At 61.4% G+C, this 17,662-nt stretch carries 15 protein-coding genes; 12 read left to right on the top strand and 3 right to left on the bottom strand.

The genetic code is table 11. The features are described 5' to 3' along the window. Positions 1-91 precede the first annotated feature (91 nt). Entirely contained in the window at positions 92-1,213 is a 1,122-nt protein-coding gene (locus tag P0D73_RS02765) for a YncE family protein (protein ID WP_408429536.1), read from the bottom strand. A 459-nt stretch (positions 1,214-1,672) separates the two neighbouring features. Here P0D73_RS02765 and P0D73_RS02760 point away from each other — a divergent pair, with 459 nt between their 5' ends. Beyond that, positions 1,673-2,218, top strand: coding sequence for an SRPBCC family protein (locus P0D73_RS02760; protein ID WP_408283538.1), 546 nt, complete (start codon positions 1,673-1,675; stop codon positions 2,216-2,218). Positions 2,219-2,256: 38 nt separating this feature from the next. On the opposite strand, the gene P0D73_RS02755 is transcribed toward P0D73_RS02760, so the two are convergent. Further along, positions 2,257-3,213 (bottom strand): LysR family transcriptional regulator, encoded by a 957-nt coding sequence (locus P0D73_RS02755; RefSeq protein WP_408283536.1) that lies wholly within the window; start codon positions 3,211-3,213, stop codon positions 2,257-2,259. An 87-nt stretch (positions 3,214-3,300) separates the two neighbouring features. Here P0D73_RS02755 and P0D73_RS02750 point away from each other — a divergent pair, with 87 nt between their 5' ends. From P0D73_RS02750 to P0D73_RS02710, 9 genes are all read left to right on the top strand, one after another. Then, positions 3,301-4,923, top strand: a complete 1,623-nt coding sequence (locus P0D73_RS02750; protein ID WP_408429534.1) for an ATP-dependent acyl-CoA ligase — start codon at positions 3,301-3,303, stop codon at positions 4,921-4,923. A 113-nt stretch (positions 4,924-5,036) separates the two neighbouring features. After that, a complete protein-coding gene (locus tag P0D73_RS02745; RefSeq protein ID WP_408429531.1) occupies positions 5,037-6,380 on the top strand; it encodes an MFS transporter in 1,344 nt (447 codons plus the stop codon). 23 nt (positions 6,381-6,403) lie between these two features. Further along, positions 6,404-7,570 carry a thiolase family protein gene (locus P0D73_RS02740; RefSeq protein ID WP_408181015.1) on the top strand — a complete coding sequence of 389 codons (1,167 nt, stop codon included), beginning with the start codon at positions 6,404-6,406 and terminating at the stop codon, positions 7,568-7,570. Continuing rightward, on the top strand, positions 7,567-7,869 hold the full coding sequence (locus tag P0D73_RS02735) for a zinc ribbon domain-containing protein (protein ID WP_408181016.1): 303 nt from the start codon (positions 7,567-7,569) through the stop codon (positions 7,867-7,869). The genes P0D73_RS02740 and P0D73_RS02735 overlap by 4 nt, the downstream gene beginning before the upstream one ends. 22 nt (positions 7,870-7,891) lie before the next feature. Next, positions 7,892-8,647, top strand: coding sequence for an SDR family NAD(P)-dependent oxidoreductase (locus P0D73_RS02730; protein ID WP_408429528.1), 756 nt, complete (start codon positions 7,892-7,894; stop codon positions 8,645-8,647). Positions 8,648-8,696: 49 nt separating this feature from the next. Beyond that, positions 8,697-9,935 carry a dienelactone hydrolase family protein gene (locus P0D73_RS02725; RefSeq protein ID WP_408181018.1) on the top strand — a complete coding sequence of 413 codons (1,239 nt, stop codon included), beginning with the start codon at positions 8,697-8,699 and terminating at the stop codon, positions 9,933-9,935. 137 nt (positions 9,936-10,072) lie between these two features. Further along, positions 10,073-11,194, top strand: coding sequence for a porin (locus P0D73_RS02720; protein ID WP_408181019.1), 1,122 nt, complete (start codon positions 10,073-10,075; stop codon positions 11,192-11,194). A gap of 120 nt (positions 11,195-11,314) precedes the next feature. Further along, on the top strand, positions 11,315-11,755 hold the full coding sequence (locus P0D73_RS02715) for an SET domain-containing protein (RefSeq protein WP_132378496.1): 441 nt from the start codon (positions 11,315-11,317) through the stop codon (positions 11,753-11,755). Between the two features lie 162 nt (positions 11,756-11,917). Then, complete coding sequence (locus P0D73_RS02710; RefSeq protein WP_408429525.1) at positions 11,918-13,738, top strand: ABC transporter transmembrane domain-containing protein; 1,821 nt, start codon at positions 11,918-11,920, stop codon at positions 13,736-13,738. A 122-nt stretch (positions 13,739-13,860) separates the two neighbouring features. Here P0D73_RS02710 and P0D73_RS02705 read toward each other — a convergent pair whose 3' ends face one another. Beyond that, entirely contained in the window at positions 13,861-14,820 is a 960-nt protein-coding gene (locus tag P0D73_RS02705; RefSeq protein ID WP_132378492.1) for a LysR family transcriptional regulator, read from the bottom strand. A 130-nt stretch (positions 14,821-14,950) separates the two neighbouring features. Between P0D73_RS02705 and P0D73_RS02700 the strand changes: the two genes are divergently transcribed. Together P0D73_RS02700 and dctA are read left to right on the top strand one after the other, a co-directional pair. Further along, positions 14,951-16,117 carry a mandelate racemase/muconate lactonizing enzyme family protein gene (locus tag P0D73_RS02700; protein WP_408429522.1) on the top strand — a complete coding sequence of 389 codons (1,167 nt, stop codon included), beginning with the start codon at positions 14,951-14,953 and terminating at the stop codon, positions 16,115-16,117. A gap of 165 nt (positions 16,118-16,282) precedes the next feature. Next, complete coding sequence (gene dctA, locus P0D73_RS02695; RefSeq protein ID WP_408317214.1) at positions 16,283-17,641, top strand: C4-dicarboxylate transporter DctA; 1,359 nt, start codon at positions 16,283-16,285, stop codon at positions 17,639-17,641. The last annotated feature ends 21 nt before the right edge of the window (positions 17,642-17,662 follow it).

The raw sequence follows: 17,662 nt of genomic DNA, 5'->3' as shown, positions 1-17,662 counted from the left end.
TGGTGGGAGCGCCTATTCACTCGTGTTGAAACCGAGCCTGCGGCAATCGTCATCCAATCCGGCCCGCTAGACAATGATCCACATCGTAGAACTAGCGGGTCGAGAACACCGAGATACCGCCGTTAGGAAATCCTGCCGCGCCGGGCTGGAATGGCACATACACTTGCCCGCGCATGCTGTCGACGGCGACAGAATGCGCCCCCGTGCCCACCGGAATCTTGAAGAGCAACTGCCGTGACGCGCCATCGATCACGCCCATCTGCGGGCTAAAACCTGACGCTGCAGCGGTACCGTTCGTGACGTAGTGCCGGGCCGGCAGGAAATAGCGGTTGGAAGCCGGATCGTAATTGACCTGGTCCACCCCGCCAAATGGCAAGCTGGCTTGAATTGCGCCACTCGCACGATCGAGGATCAGCGTGATGAGCGGGTCGCCAGCCGGCGGATCGCAGCCAATGAGCACGTCGTTATTCGGGCCAAGCACGATTCCCGCCGGTGCGCATTTCCCTAGTGGGAACGACTTGCTGACAGAGGGGCTGCCCGTCACTGCGGAAATGGCGGTGATGACATCGAGCTCGCCGTCGGGATTGGCAGAAGTCCCGTCATTGTTGATCAAAAAGCTCTTCGAGACGGGATCATAGGTGCACGCTTCGAGCCCCGACGAACCGTTGAAAGGAAGCTTTACCACCGCCTTTTGTGTCAGCGTGGAAATGAATGTGACGAACGGCGGCGAGTCTCCGGGGCTCGCGTACATCACGAGATGATCGTCAGGATCGTAGCAACCCTCATCGACGCGCGATCCGGAATTGCTGATGGCGATTGTGTTGACGGTCTTTTGCGCAGCCGTATCGATCACCTTGACTGAGTCGACGTCGCCGACATAGATCGTGTTCGTGCCGGTGATCCCGACAATTCCGTCGGGACCGGACTCATTGGTTGTGGCGCCGGCACCGATGAATGGCCCAGGGATCTGTGCGATCAACGTGTTCGATTGGGTGTCCACGACATCGACTGCTTTGTTATTGCGGTCGGTAAGAAAGTACTTGCCGGCCTCGACGTAGCCGATATCGAAACTGAATGGTGGGCTCGAAGCATTGGGCACGGCGATGTTCGTCAGTAGCTTTGGCGGTGTCGGTGCGCTGACATTGTCTCCACCTCCGCAGCCGGCCACTGCAGCCGCAGCGAGCAACATCAAGGCTATCAGGCGATTTTGCATCAATTCGTCTCCTTTCCGTTTATTGGCTTGACCGTCAGTCCAGGGATCGGCCCGAGTACTAAAATTTCTCCCGCTCCCGAGTGACGACGAGCAACGAACCATTTCTTAAGGAATCTTAAGAAATGGCTATCTGAAGAAATAGCCGCGACTGGCTGTCCGGCTCACACAATGGCGGCGCGACGGAAAATCGGAAAGTAAAACTTATTTATGGTCTACATTACGTGGACGCTATACCTGTAATGAATCTGAAGCTTCCATAGAGGTGGTGGTGACATGCCGGCCGCCGACTTGTGCCGAATGCATGAGACGGTGAGCGGCCAGTCCCTGCCGTTCGATCGCCGCACTGCCGGACCGCACGTCACTTATTGACGCAAGACGACAGCGCTCGCATCCGATCCGCTTGACCCACGACTCCGCAGTAAAATAACTTCGTCTGGAGCGCGTGGAGTACAAAGCGTTATGAAAAACCGTACACGGTTCGTCACCGCAATATCGGCCGTGCTCGTCACCATCGCGTTGCTCCTTATCCCATTGCCGCAGCGGATCGGGCTCGACACGCACATCGTGACGGTTGCGTCGATTCAACGCCCTCCCACAGTCGTATTCGACTATGTCACGACCCCGGCTCACTGGCCCGCCTGGCATCCGTCATCGCTCGCGGTCAGTGGTTCGGTTGATCATCCACTCGATCTGGGCGAGCAGGTGACGGAGGAATTCCGCGTAGCCGGCAGGCGCGGCCGCGTTGTGTGGACAGTCGCTGCACGGGAGCCTCCGGGCAGGTGGACGATAGAAGGAACGATTGATGGCAGACCGGCTGGTACAGTCACTTACTCGCTGACGTCGACTACGAGCGGAACACGCTTCGAACGTGAATTCACTTATCGCGCGCCGTCGATATGGTTCGCGATATTCAACTGGTCTGTGCTGCGCGCGCGGATTCAATCGGAATCCGATACGGCGGTTTCGCGACTGAAGAGCCTTCTGGAAGCAGCACCGCAGCAATAGCCACCTCGCTCATTCCAGCGCAATCGGCCGAGTAATCCTCAAGTTCCGCTTCCGCCATCGCCGGCTTGCTCGGCCTTAGTCGCAGCACTTGATCTGCGCAGCGTCTCCACGACCAGTTCGCGAAGCCAGCGGTTGCCCTCGTCGTTGTCGAAAGTGGCATGCCAATGCACGGAGGACTCGATGACTGGAAATTCCACCGGCAGCGGATAGATCGAGAACTGACCCGTTTCATTGAAAACGCGTGCGACGCCGCGCGGCAACGTAACCATCCAGTCAGTGCGCTGAAGGATCTGCGGAATGACTGTGAAATGCGGCACGCGCAGCGCAATGTGCCGATGCAGGCCACGCGCCCGCAACGCTTCGTCGATCTCCAGGTGGCTACTGTCACTCGACGCGACGGCCACGTGTGCCAACTCCAGAAACTTCTGCCGCGACAATTGACGCGCAGGCAACCCGGGCCGCTTGCGAGTCATGCACGCATACTGCTCGTGAAACAGAAGAGCCGACTTCGTCACCGGTTTGAGCGCAGATAGATTGCCAATCGCAAAGTCCAGTTGCCCCAGGCGCAGCTTCTCTTCGATATCCGCAAACGACACTTGCTCAGCCGCTATCCGCACCAGCGGCGCCACGCGTTGCAACTTCTCGCAGATGGGTGGCAGAAATACCTGTTCCCCGATATCGGACATCGACAGACGAAATTCCCGCGTGCTTGTGGCGGGATCGAAACGTTCGCCGTGACGCAACGTCTCGCGTATCGATGCAATCGCGCGGCTGAGCGGCGCGGCCAATTGTTCGGCCCTCGGCGTCGGCAGCATGCCCTCCGGTGTTCGTGCGAACAGGGGATCGTCGAACAATGCACGCAAGCGCCCAAGGGCATAACTGACCGCCGGCTGGGACAGCCCGAGTTGCTGCCCGGCACGCGTGAGGCTGCGTTCCTCGAGGATCACCTGGAACACGCGCAGCAGGTTCAGGTCGACCTTATTGAAATCAGTCATATTTATGGGCCACCCATAATTGATTAATTTGACGGATATACTACCCGAACCTAGACTCGGCCTCATACATAGGAGAGGCACGAGCACATGGGACTTATCGAAACCATCGTCGAACCGCGTACCAGTCCGGACCAGGGGCGTGCTGCACATCGCACATTGCCGGCGCTGCTGGCGGCTCGCGCTGCTCGCAACGGCACTGCGCCGCTGTTCTCGGACCGTGCGACCACGTGGACGGCTTCCGACGCTCTTGCAATCGCTGCACGCCGCGCAGGCGCACTCGCCGCGCAAGGAGTCGCACGCGGCGACCGCGTCGCGCTGCTGTGCGGGAACCGCGTCGAATTCATGGAGATCGTGCTCGGCTGTGGCTGGCTCGGCGCGGTGGTCGTGCCGATCAATACCGCATCGCGCGGGCTGCAACTGGAACATATTCTGCGCAACTGCGGCGCGCGGCTGCTCGTGGCGGAAGCGCATCTGGTCGATGTCGTTCACGCACTCGACGCCCAGGATCTGCCGCTGGAAACGATCTGGCTCATTGGTGAGCCCGCAGCGGATGCGCTGAAGCCTGCGTACATTACGACTGCGATGCCGCCGGCAGACGAGCCGGTCACACCAGCCGCACTCACCGATGGCGATCCGTTCGCGGTGCTTTACACATCCGGGACTTCGGGCTTGTCGAAAGGAGTGATCTGCCCACACGCGCAGTTCTATTGGTGGGGCCACTACACCGCGCGTGACCTTGGCGTCGCGGCGGGCGACGTGCTCTACACATGCCTGCCGCTGTTTCATACGAATGCGCTCAACAGCTTTTTCCAGGCGTTGATTCACGATGCCGAACTCGTCGCCGACCGGCGTTTTTCGGCGAGCGGGTTTTTCGACGCGTTGGTCGAAACGCGCGCCACCGTGACCTACGTGCTCGGCGCGATGGTGCCGATCCTGCTCAGCCGGCCGGTCACGGCGAGCGAGCGCGAGCATCGGGTGCGCGTGGCGCTGGCGCCGGGCGTACCGGGCCATTTCCAGCAGGAATTCACGGCGCGCTGCGGCATTGCGCTGGTCGACGGCTACGGCTCGACGGAGACCAACTGTGTGATCAGCGGCGCGATCGACGCGCAACGTCCCGGCCACATGGGCAAGCTCGTGGCAGGTTTCGATGCCCGTGTCGTCGACGAACACGACCAGCCGGTTCCGGATGGCGAAGCGGGCGAACTGATCCTGCGTGCCGACACGCCGTTCGCATTCGCGAGCGGCTATCTGGGGATGCCGGAGAAGACGGTAGAGGCCTGGCGCAACCTCTGGTTTCATACGGGCGATCGCGTGGTGCGCGACGCCGATGGTTATTACCGCTTCGTCGACCGCCTGAAGGACACGATCCGCCGTCGCGGCGAGAACATTTCCTCTTTTGAAGTCGAACAAGTGCTGCTGAGTCACCGGTCAGTCGAGACGGCGGCCGTCTTCGCCGTGAAGTCCGCACTCGCTGAAGATGAAGTGATGGCCACCCTCGTGCTGCGCGACGGCGAGACGCTCGAACCGCTCGACCTGATTCGCTACTGCGAACCGCGCCTGCCGTATTTCGCCGTGCCACGTTATCTCGACTTCGCGCGAGACCTGCCGAAGACGGAGAACGGCAAGATCCAGAAGTTCAAATTGCGCGAGACCGGTGTCACCGCGACGACCTGGGATCTCGACGCCTCGGGATACCGGCTCAAGCGCTGACGATATCAAATCACCCCGTCGGTCTATGGACGCGCGCGGCGCGAGCATGGCACGGCACGGCAGAAACATCCGCAACATTGAGTGCGTCGACAGATGCACAGTTGGAGGCATAGATGGCAAGCACGCGAACGTTTTCTGCCGCAAGCACCCACGACGATGACGCGGCCGCCGCGCAAGCCGGTTCAGTCGACAAAAAGTCGCTGCGGCGCATTGTCTTCGCATCGGTCGTGGGCAATGCGCTCGAGTGGTATGACTTTTTTCTCTACAGCACGGCGGCGGCACTCGTGTTCGGCGCACTGTTTTTCCCGAAGGGCACGGATCCGCTCGTCGGCACTCTTGCCGCGTTCGCGGGCTTCGCCGTCGGCTTCGCGGCGCGGCCGTTCGGCGGCGTGCTGTTCGGCCATATCGGCGATCGCTACGGCCGCAAGGGCGCACTGGTGTGGACGCTGTCGATCATGGGTGCGGCGACTTTCCTGATCGGCTTCCTGCCGACCTACGCGCAAGTCGGCCTGTGGGCGCCGGCGTTGCTGCTGGTTCTACGCCTGCTGCAAGGCATCGCCGCCGGCGGCGAATGGGGCGGAGGCGTGCTGATGATCAGCGAGTCGGCGCCGCCCGAGAAGCGTGGCTATTACGCGGCATGGAGTCAGATCGGCGTGGGCGGCGGCTTCGTGCTGTCGGCGGCGGTGTTCTTTCTCGTGCAGATGCTGCCAAAGGACGCATTCATGATCTGGGGATGGCGCATTCCGTTCCTGTTGTCGATCGTCATTTTCGGTGTCGGCGTCTACGTTCGCTCGAAGCTGCCGGAGAGCGCCGAGTTTGCGAAGGCCGAAGCGGCCGGCAAGAAAGCGCGCATGCCGGTGCTCGAAGTGATCCGCAAACACCCGAAGGAGATCCTGATGGCGATGGGCCTGCGCGTCGCGGAGAACGGCGGCTCGTACATCGTGCTCGCCTTTTCGCTGGTGTACGGCAAGTTCATCGGTGTGCCGAATCAGATCATGCTGGCCGGTGTGATCGTGTCGATGACCCTGGAACTCGGCACGATGCTGCTGTGGGGGCAGTTGTCCGATCGCATCGGCCGCAAGCCCGTGTACATGATCGGCGCGGCGGGTTTCGTCGTGATCGCTTTTCCGTTCTTCTGGCTGATCGGAACCAAGGTGCCGGCGCTGATCTGGCTCGCGTTTCTGCTGGGTAACGCGGTTTGCCACGGCGCGATGATCGGCACGCAGCCGAGCCTGATGGGCGAACTGTTCAGTACCGAAGTGCGTTATTCGGGCATGGCCTTGGGGCATGAAATCGCGTCGGTGTTCGCGGGCGGTCTGTCGCCGCTGATTGCGACCGCGCTGCTCGCGCATTATCACGCAGCCTGGCCGGTGGCGTTGTTGCTGATCGCAATGGGCATGATCACGGTGATCTCGCTGCTGTTCACGCACGAGACCGTGGCCCGGCGCGTGCGTTGACGCTCGATCTGAGGATTCCTGATATGCAAGCCCACTCATTCGATAACGTCGTGCTGACGGCCGGCGTGGAAGTGCCGTACCAGCGACAGGCGAGCGCTGCGTCAACGGGAGATCTGCTCGCGCAGGCATTCGGCGCGGCCCTCGTTCAGTCGGGTTTCTCGCCGAAGGACATAGACGGGCTCGGTGTAGCGTCGTTCACGCTCGCACCCGATCACGCGATCGACCTTGCGTGGCGACTCGGCCTGAGCCCGCGCTGGTGCATGGACGATTGTCACGGCGGCGCGAGCGCCATCAACCTGCTGCAGCATGCAATACGCGCGATTCAGCACGGCGACGCGAATGTCATTGCCCTCGTATCCGGAGACCGCTTCGAGCCGGCTGACTTCAAACAACTGGTCGAGCATTACAACCTGACGACACGCACCTGGCTGCGTCCGCTGGAGAACGGTGGCCCGAACAGCCTGTTCGCCATGCTCACGCAGCGTCACGCGAAGCGATACGGTCTGACGCGCCGCGATTATGGTGCGCTCTGTGTCGCGCAACGCGCATGGGCCGCGTTGAACCCGCATGCCGTCTACCGCACGCCGTTGACGATCGACGACTATCTCGAAGCGCCGATCGTCGCTGAACCGCTGGGACGCTTCGACTGCGTGCCCGTGGTGTGCGGCGCGAACGCGGTGATCGTCGCTCGCGCCGACCTCGTGCGCAACGCGATGAACGTGCGCGTGCGCGCGCTGCAATGCTGCTACAACCTGGACCACCAGGCGGGCGATGGTTTGCAGACTTCGTTGGCGGCGATCGCCAGTGATTTGTGGCGGCAGGCCGGCGCGACGCCGGAGGATATGGACATGGTGTCCGTCTACGACGACTACCCCGTTATGACGCTGGTGCAGCTCGCCGACCTTGGCTTCGCCCGTGACGGCGACCTGCGCGAGTTGATCTCTCGTATCGGCTCGCGCGCGCTCGCCGTCAACACATCGGGTGGGCAACTATCCGCGGGACAGGCCGGCGCCGCCGGCGGCATGCATGGCCTCGTCGAGGCGATCACGCAATTGCGCGGCGCGGCGGGCGAGCGGCAGGTGGCCGACGCGCACCTGGCGGTCGTGAGCGGGTACGGCATGGTCGAATATCGCTACGGGATGTGCGCGAATGCTGTCGTACTCGAAAGCGACCGGCGAGGTGCGCAATGACACTCAAGGTATTTCAATGCACCCAGTGCGGGATGACGCTATTCCCGGCTCGGTATTTTTGCCCCGCATGTGGCGGCGGCCAGTGGCGTGAATGTGCGGTGGAACACGGCAGCGTTGCCGAATCGACGGTCGTGCGGCATCGCGTCGGCGCGCAGGGCGGTGGCAATGTGCATCTCGCAAGCGTGACAACGAGCGCCGGGCCCATTGTCATCGCGCGGCTCGAGGCTGGCATGCAGCCCGGCGATTCGGTGAGTCTCGACGTGGACGATACCGGTCGTATTGTCGGCCGCGCGGTTTGAGGCCGCGCGGCGTCGAGTGCGGATGCACGTGAAAAGCAAAGTAAAACGTTCGGAGGTCGTGATGCAGGTTGAAGGCTGTGTAGCGTTTGTGAGCGGAGCTAATCGCGGGGTCGGTGCGTGTTTCGTGAAGATGCTGTTGGAGCAGGGTGCTCGAAAGGTGTACGCGGGCGCACGCGACATTAGCGTGCTGGACGACGGTGACCTGCGTGTCGTGCCGGTCGCACTCGACATTACGAATGCGCAGCAGGTGGCGCACGCTGCCGCCCTGGCGAGCGATGTCAACCTCCTCGTGAACAATGCCGGCATCAACCGTCTGGAGGCTGCGCTTGTCGCAACCGATCTGAACGCGGCGCGCGCCGAGATGGAGGTCAACTACTTCGGCACGCTGAACATGATTCGCGCGTTCGCGCCGTCGCTGCGACTGAGTGGCGGAGCGATCGTCAATATGTCGTCGATTCTCGCGCGCGTCGCGTTGCCGGCCATGGCGTCGCTCTGCGCGTCGAAGGCGGCTGCGCTTCGGATGACCGAAGCCGTGCGCGCCGAGCTTGCCCCGCATGGGGTGCGCGTGCTGTCGATTCTCCCGGGCGCGGTCGACACCGACATGAGCCGCGATTTTCCCCCGCCGAAGATTCCAGTTGCCGAGGTCGTCGATGCGGCTTTTGCGGCGCTGAGGGACGGCAACGACGAGGTCTATGTCGGCGCCATGGCCCAACAGATCGCCGCCGGCCTGGCGACGGACCGGCTGGCGGTGCAGTTGAGCCTCGCACGCGGCGCATGAAAGAACGGTAGGTGATGCACCAACACTTTCAGAAGGAAAGGAACGGATCATGAGCGGTGAGTTCATCCAGATCAATGCAGGCAATGGACAGACGTTTTCTGCATACATGGCAAAACCCAGGCAAGGCTCGGGGCCCGGCCTGATTCTGTTGCAGGAGATTTTCGGCATCAACGGATACATGAAGGCAATGGCCGATCGCTTCGCGGAGGAAGGCTACGTGGTGCTGGTGCCGGATCTGTTCTGGCGCATGCAACCGCGCGTCGAGCTTGGGTACGGCGAAGCGGACTTTGCTGCCGCGCTCGACTACAACGCGCGACTCGACCTTGGACTCGCGGTCGAAGACATCGCCTCGACCCTCACGGCGCTGCGCGCGTTGCCGCAACAGGCAGGCAAGGTTGGTGCGCTTGGATACTGCCTCGGCGGGAAATTGGCGATGCTTGCCGCTGCGCGGACGGAGATCGATTGCGCGGTGAGTTATTACGGTGTGGGCCTCGACGCGTTTCTGGATGAGGTGCCCTCGATCCGATGCCCGATGGTGTTCCATTTTGCCGGCCGGGATGCGCTGTGCCCGCCCGCGATGCGCGAGAAGATCCAGGCGGCATTCAGCGAGAATCCGCAGATTGAGCAGTACGTGTACCAGGATTGCGATCACGCATTCGCGACCCCGGAGCGCGAGCACTTCGACAAACCGGCCGCCATGATGGCGTATTCGCGCTCGCTTGCGATGCTGCGCAAAGTGTTGGGGCCGATCTACGACCTGAATGCGCTGTGGGATTTGCACTGCCACTATGAATTCGCCACACGCGACGTCAACGCGATCATGCCCACCATGGTCGCCGAGCCGTACGTCAACCACGTGCCGACCCTGACAGGTGGAGTCGGGCATGACGAGCTCAAGCGTTTTTATAAATACCACTTTGTTGACGCGAATCCCGACGACACGCGGCTCATTCCGCTGTCCCGCACCATCGGGTCGGACCGGATCGTCGACGAGTTCGTGTTCTGCGCAACCCACGATCGTGAGATCGACTGGCTGCTGCCGGGGCTGGCGCCTACCGGAAGGTACATCGAGATTCCGATGCTGGCTGTCGTGTGCTTTCGGGGCGACAAGCTGTACAACGAGCATATCTATTGGGATCAGGCCTCGGTGCTCGTGCAGATCGGTGTGCTTGATCCGACGGGGTTGCCCATTGCCGGGATTGAAACCGCCAGGAAGATGGTTGATGAAAACTTGCCAGGCAACACGCTGATGCGCAATTGGGCGTCCAGCGAGGGCAAGCCGATCTGACTCACGATCATGTGCTGCCTGCTCCGGGTGAAAGCAGGCAGCAATAGTTGGAAGGCTGAGCAATTCATCTTTCTACGCGCTTTCTATTTACTTCGGTATGCAAACAAAAACGCAAGATAACTAACCAAGGAAAAATCGTGAAGAAGCTGCTCGTTGCTTTTCCCGCAATGCTATTCATCAGTCTCGGGGCATATGCCCAGAGCAGCGTGACGATCTACGGCATCATAGACGACGGGCTGACCTGGTCGAGCAATCAGGGCGGCAAGAGCGCCTGGCAGATGCAGGGCAGCATCTCGCAAGGCAATCGGTGGGGGCTCAGAGGCGTGGAAGACCTGGGAGGGGGCACGACGGCAATCTTCAGGCTCGAGAGCGGCTTTAACGTCAACACCGGCGCGTTGAGTCAAGGCGGCCGGCTGTTCGGCCGGCTGGCCTATGTGGGTCTGTCCGACAACCGCTACGGCACGCTGACGCTCGGGCGGCAGGGCGAAGAAGTGGGCGACTATATCGGCCCGCTGTCCGCCAACGGCATCTTGCCAGGCGGCATTCTGTTTCCGCATCCTGGCGATCTAGACAACAACGGTGTCGATTTTCACCTGCAAAACGCCGTCAAGTACGTGTCGCCGACCATTGCCGGTTTCACGGGCGTGGCCACCTATAGCTTCGGCGGTGTCGCGGGCGATTTTGCACGTTTCGGCGCAAAATCTTTCGCGCTTCAGTACGCAAATGGAAATCTGCAGTTGGTGGGCGCCTACACATCGATCGACCATCCGGCCACCGCCGTATCGGAAGGGGTGTGGACGGCCACCAACACGGTCGACGGCAACTATGGTCTTGCTGCCGGCAGCTACAAAGTGTTTGGCCTCGGCGCCGCCTACGCGTTCGGTGCGGCAAAGATCAGCGCCGACTGGACTCACACACAGTTCGGCGACCTCGACCCTAGCCTGGGCGCGAAAATCAACGGACATGTGACCTTCAATATCGGCGAGGTCGTGGCCAGTTACATGATCACGCCGGCGCTGCAGCTTGGCGTGGCGTACAGCTATACCGAAGGCAACGTCTCCGCAACCGGGCAGGAACCGCACTATCACGAGGTGGATGCGAGTGCGGACTATTTCCTGTCGAAGAGCACCGACGTGTACGGATCGGCAACGTATATGCGCGCCGGAGGCGGCGCGGTCGCCGATCTTGCGCCCGTTTTGCAAGCGTCGAGTTCGGCGAATCAGATCGCGCTGCGGGTGGGGATTCGCAAGAAGTTCTAGTTATCGCGGGGGCTTTGGATCGTTTTCCACGGACCGCGCGAGCGCGAATAACCACCACAAAATGATGCAAGCGTAAATTTGCACTCGTATACTGGCGCCTATATCAGTCAAGGAAACAGTATGCGGCGAGTGATCGTACGGCGGTCGTCGGTCCACGGGAAGGGTGTGTTCGCGATGCGGCCGCTCGCGGCGGGTGAGTGCGTGCTTGAATACCGGGGCGAATTGACGAGCTGGCGGGAAGCCGTGCGCCGGCACCGGCGCGAAGGTGTCGCCGGGCACACGTTTCTGTTTGGCCTGTCGGACGGGCGCGTGATCGACGGAAGCCGTGGTGGCAATAGTGCGCGATGGCTGAACCATGCATGTGCGCCGAACTGCGAGACCATCGAAGATGCTGGCCGCATCTTCATTCACACGATCCGGCCGATTGAAGCGGGTGAAGAACTGTTTATCGAGTACCTGCTGACGACCGACGATCCCTCGGACGAGGACGTTCGAGCCCAATACACTTGCCGGTGTGCCGCAGTGGGGTGTCGTCAGTCGATGCTGGCGGCTGTCGCGTGATTCAGCCGGTCCGCCTCGACTCATAACCGGAGAACGTCGTCGAATTCGGCAACGCGTACATCGTCCATACTGCGACGCCCGATTGAAGGACCTAAACGGGCCGCCTTCCAATCCGCAAGACTGGCACAATCGGGAGGATATTCGATCCGCTTGGGAATCCTCATGCCAGACGCTATGACGTCGTCGCCGCCTTCACCCCGCATCGGCCCGCTCTTTGCCCTATTTCCCTTCCTGCGCCCCTATGCCGGCCGCTGGGCGCTCGCGTTCCTCGCGCTGGTGACCTCGGCAGGCGCCACACTGGTGTTGCCGGTGGCGTTCAAATACCTGATCGATCGTGGCTTCGCCGCGGGCGACCGGGGGCACATCGATCGCTATTTCCTCGCGCTATTGATCGTTTCGCTGGTACTGGCCGGTGCCACGGCGCTGCGCTTCTACCTCGTGTCATGGCTGGGCGAGCGGGTCACGGCCGACTTGCGGCGTGCGGTCTACGATCACGTGCTGCAGATGAGCCCGCAGTTCTTCGAGACCACGCAAACCGGCGAGGTGCTGTCACGGCTCACCGCCGACACCACCTTGATCCAGACGGTGGTGGGCACCAGCCTGTCGCTGGGATTGCGCAACTTCTTCCTGTTGACCGGCGGCGTGGCCATGCTCGCGGTGACGAGCCCGGTGCTGTCCGGCTACATCATCGCGACGCTGGTCGTGGTGGTCGCGCCTATCGTGATCTTCGGCCGGCGCGTGCGGCGGCTCTCGCGCGCGAGCCAGGACAAGATCGCGAACACTAGCGCGCTGGCGGGCGAGGTGCTCAATGCCATGCCGACCGTGCAGTCGTACACGCAGGAACCCTTTGAAACACGCCGGTTTGCCGGCGCGGTGGAGGCGGCCTTCGAGACCGCGCTCACGCGCATTCGCGCGCGCGCCTGGTTGACCGCCGTGGTGATCGTGCTGGTGTTCACCGCCATCGTATTCGTGCTGTGGCTCGGAGCGCAGGCAGTGCTGGCCGGGCGGATGACAGCGGGCCAATTGTCCCAGTTCATCCTCTACGCGGTGTTCACGGCGGGCGCCGTGGGCGCGGTCGCCGAGGTGTGGGGCGATCTGCAGCGCGCTGCCGGCGCCACCGAACGTTTGCTGCAATTGCTGGCGGCGCGCTCGCCGGTGGTGGAGGCCGAGACGACGGTCACGCTGCCTGCGCGAGGCGAGGGCATCCGCTTCGACGAGGTCAGCTTCTCGTATCCGTCGCGCCCGGGCATCGCGGCGCTTTCCGCGGTCTCGCTCGATGTCCGTCCGGGCGAACATGTCGCACTGGTCGGCCCGTCCGGCGCGGGCAAGACCACGTTGTTCCAGTTGCTGCTGCGCTTTTACGATCCACAAGCCGGCCGCATTCTGATCAACGGCGTCCCGAACCGTGACGTGCCGCTCGTTGAACTGCGCAAGGAAATCGGCGTGGTGCTGCAGGAATCGGTGATCTTTTCCGGGAGCGTACTCGACAATATCCGCTATGGCGCGCCGGAAGCCACGCTCGCGCAGGTCCAGCGGGCTGCCGATATGGCCGCTGCGGCCGGCTTTATCGAAGAACTACCGCAGGGCTACGACACCTTTCTCGGCGAGCGCGGCGTGCGCCTGTCCGGCGGACAGCGCCAGCGCATTGCGATTGCTCGCGCGATCCTGAAGAATCCGCCCATCCTGCTGCTGGACGAAGCGACCAGTGCACTCGATGCCGCCAGCGAACGGCTGGTGCAAAAGGCGCTGGACAATGCCGCGCAGAATCGCACCACACTCGTCATTGCGCACCGCCTCGCGACCGTCCAGCAGGCCGATCGCATTGTCGTGCTTGAACAGGGGCGTATCGTCGCGCAGGGTCGTCACGCGGAGCTCCTGCTGAGCTCGCCGCTCTATGCTCAGCTTGCTGCGTTGCAGTTCGGCGAGCAGTTGGGGCAAACGGCGCAGCGCGGCGCCGTGAGCGATCCTATTGGTTCGACGTAAGGTCGACGCAAGCTCGGCAAAGGGCACAAAACCGACCGCACGGGCGGCCAGGATCAACGACTACGGCTAATGATCGAACGCGCGCCGTCCGTGACAGCGTCCGTGCAATGACAGCACGCGACTCACAGCTTGCGGCCCGCTTTCTTTTTCTGGTCGTACAGCAAAGCGCCGGTTTCAACCGGAATGAACGGGGCCTGAAAATGATCGATCAGAAAATCGATGAATGCCCGGGCGCGTGCCGTCTGGTTTCGCTGGCTGGGATAGTAGACAAACAGATCGGCCGACGGCAGTACCGTATTGGGTAAAACCAGTTTTAGCCGGCCGCTTTGAACGTACTTCGCCAGATCCCATTCGGAACGAATCAATATCCCATGTCCGTCGAGCGCCCACCGCAGCACGATATCGCCATCGTTGCTCGAAAGCGCGCCTTTGACCTTCAACGCTTCGGTGTGGTCCCCCTGCATATACCGCCACACGCCATAAGCATCATCGTTCTGGCGATGAATGATGCAACGGTGCCGAACCAGATCCTCTATGCGCTCCGGTGTCCCAAATCGTTCGAGGTATTTCGGGGAGGCGCAAAGAAACCGGCGATTGCTCATGATGCGCCGGGCGCTAAGCCGGCTGTCAGGAAGCGTTCCAAAACGGATCGCCATGTCGAACGCTTCCTCGACCAGATCGATGGGCCGGTCCGTCACTTCAAACTGGATCTCCACGTTGGGAAAGCGCTTCGCGAATTCGGACACGAGCGGCGCGATGGCCGTGCGCCCGAAACCGAGCGTCGCATTGACGCGTAACAGTCCATGGGGATCGGATCGCGCCCCCGATATCTCGTCCTCCATCTGCCGGACTTGCCCGACGATCTGTGTTGCGTAGCGCAGGTAGGTCTCGCCCTCCGGCGTCAGGCTGACACTGCGCGTTGTCCTGTTGACCAACCGCGCGCCCAGTTTTTGTTCCATCAGCCCAAGGCGTTTGGTCGCGGCCGGCGGCGTGAGATCGAGCGCGCGCGCCGCCCCCGACAAGCTTTTGAGTTTGGCGAGGAGGATGAAAAACTCGAAGTCGGATGCCGAGTCAGTTGTCACTTTGGCTGTTCACCTAAAGTAAAAAATGAAATGAATCTAAGCGAATTCTAACGCCTCATTTCGCGGATAACCTAGTTTCCATTGCAGCCAGACGCATGCGATACGTGCCCAAAACTCAGGAGACACCGTCATGAGAATCGTTGAAATCCGCGAAAAGACCGTTCCGATCAGTTCCCCGATCCGCAATGCCTACATTGACTTCAGCAAGATGACGCTGAGTCTCGTCGCCGTGGTGACGGACGTCATCCGCGACGGCAAGCCGGTGGTGGGTTACGGCTTCAATTCGAACGGCCGCTACGGCCAGGGCAAGCTGATGCGCGAGCGCTTCATTCCGCGCGTTCTCGAAGCCGACCCCGCCACGCTCGTCAACGACGCCGGCGACAACCTCGATCCGCACAAGATCTGGGCGACCATGTTCATGAACGAAAAGCCGGGCGGCCACGGCGAGCGGTCGGTCGCGATCGGCACCATCGACATGGCGATCTGGGATGCGGTGGCGAAGATCGAAGGCAAGCCGCTGTTCCAGTTGCTGGCCGACCGCTACGGTAATGGTCAGCCCGATCGCAAGATTTTCGTGTACGCGGCCGGTGGCTACTACTACCCAGGCCAGGACCACGGGAAGCTGAAAGACGAAATGCGCAGCTATATCGACCGCGGCTATACGGTCGTGAAGAAGAAGATCGGCGGCGCTTCGCTCGACGAAGATCTGCGCCGCATCGACTCGATTCTGAGCGTACTGGGCGACGGACAAAAACTCGCTGTCGACGCCAACGGCCGCTTCGACCTCGACACGGCGATCCAGTACGCGAAGGCACTCTCGCAATACGACCTGTTCTGGTACGAAGAGCCGGGCGACCCGCTCGATTACGAATTGCAGGCCACGCTACGCAACTACTACGACAAGCCGATGGCGACCGGCGAAGACCTGTTCTCGATGCAGGATGCCCGCAACCTGATCCGTTACGGCGGCATGCGCCCGGATCGCGACTGGTTGCAATTCGACTGCGCGCTGAGCTACGGCCTCGTCGAGTATCTGCGCACGCTGGACATGCTGCGCCAGCACGGCTGGTCACCGAGCCGCTGCATTCCGCACGGCGGCCATCAGATGTCGTTGAACATCGCGGCCGGACTTGGCCTCGGCGGCAACGAATCCTATCCGGACCTGTTCCAGCCTTACGGCGGCTTCCCCGACGGCGTGAAGGTGGAAAAAGGCTTCATCACGATGCCTGATCTGCCGGGCATCGGCTTCGAAGGAAAAGCCGATCTCTTCGTCGAGATGCAAAAGCTGTCCGCATAAGCCGTAGTCCGACAAAACGCGCCGACAACAAGCGTCGGCGTAGCGTTGATAAAAATAGACAAAGAACGCTGGCGAAATCGGTTCGTACTCTCCCCAACGGTAAATCCCGCTGCCGGGAGTACGAATCTGACTTTCATTAGAAGATGCCACGCATAGGAGACAGTCATGCGGGTTTCAAAGATCGGAAAATCTCTTTCCAAGCTCTACGTACAGGTTCTGATTGGCATTATTGCCGGTGTCCTCGTCGGGCATTTCTACCCTGACCTCGGTTCTCAACTCAAACCGCTCGGAGACCTGTTCATCAAACTGATCCGGATGCTGCTCGCTCCGATCATTTTTGCATCCGTTGTGGTCGGCATTGCCCGCATGACAGACCTTCATGAGGCCGGCCGCGTCGGCGTCAAGGCGGTCGTCTACTTCGAAATTGCATCGACGATCGCGCTCGCTGTCGGACTTGTTATCGTGAACGTCATCAAGCCGGGCAGCGGTATGAACATCGACCCCGCGCATATCGACAGTTCAGCGATCTCCACCTATACGCACGCAGCGCAACAGCACGGGATGCTCGACTTCTTCATGAGCATCGTTCCGAACAGCATTGTCGGAGCGTTCGCGAATGGGGATATCCTGCCGATCATCTTCTTCTCGCTTCTGTTTGCCATCGCGCTCGCCAGGCTGGGGCCTCGCACCGCGCCGTTCGTCGATATGCTCGACATGTTCCTCCAGGGCATGTTCGGCGTCGTGCGAATCGTCATGTATGTCGCGCCCATCGGTGCCTTTGGCGGCATGGCATTCACCATCGCGAAGTACGGAATCGGCACGCTGGCGTCGTTCGGCCAACTGATGCTGTGCCTCTACCTGACCTCGATTTTCTTCGTCGTCGTGGTGCTGGGTCTGGTGATGCGGATGAGCGGGCTGTCGCTGTGGAAGTATCTCCGCTACATCAAGGACGAAATCTTCATTACCCTCGGCACCGCTTCGACTGAAGCAGTACTCCCGCAGATGCTCATCAAGATGGAGAAGCTGGGGTGCTCACGGCCCGTGGTCGGGATGGTGTTGCCCACCGGCTATACCTTCAATGCCGATGGGACGGCGATCTACCTGACCATGGCCTCGATGTTCGTCGCGCAAGCGATGAATATCCACCTGACGATCTGGGACCAGTTGCTGCTGCTCGGCGTGCTGTTGCTGACATCCAAGGGGTCTGCGGGTGTGGCCGGAGCCGGATTCGTCGCGCTGGCTGCCACGCTGGCCTCGATGCACAAAATCCCCGTGTCTGGACTGGTGCTGCTGCTAGGTGTCGATCGCTTCCTCAACGAGGCTCGTGCGGTCACGAATCTGATCGGCAACGGGGTGGCGACCATTGTGGTAGCTCGATGGGAAGGGGCGCTGGATATGAACAAGGCCCGCGCGATGCTCGACCGTACCGACACGAGCATCGATGTGTTGGAGTCCGCCGACAGCGTGGCGCCGCCAGATCGGACGCCTTCGAAAGACGCCATGATCCGGTCTCACATCCACTGAGCCATTCAGTCAACGCGCCGA

Source organism: Paraburkholderia sp. RL18-101-BIB-B, from assembly GCF_046026985.1.
Classification (GTDB): Bacteria; Pseudomonadota; Gammaproteobacteria; order Burkholderiales; family Burkholderiaceae; genus Paraburkholderia.
Note: the sequence above shows the minus strand (reverse complement) of the source record. Positions and strands in the feature narration are given on the sequence as shown.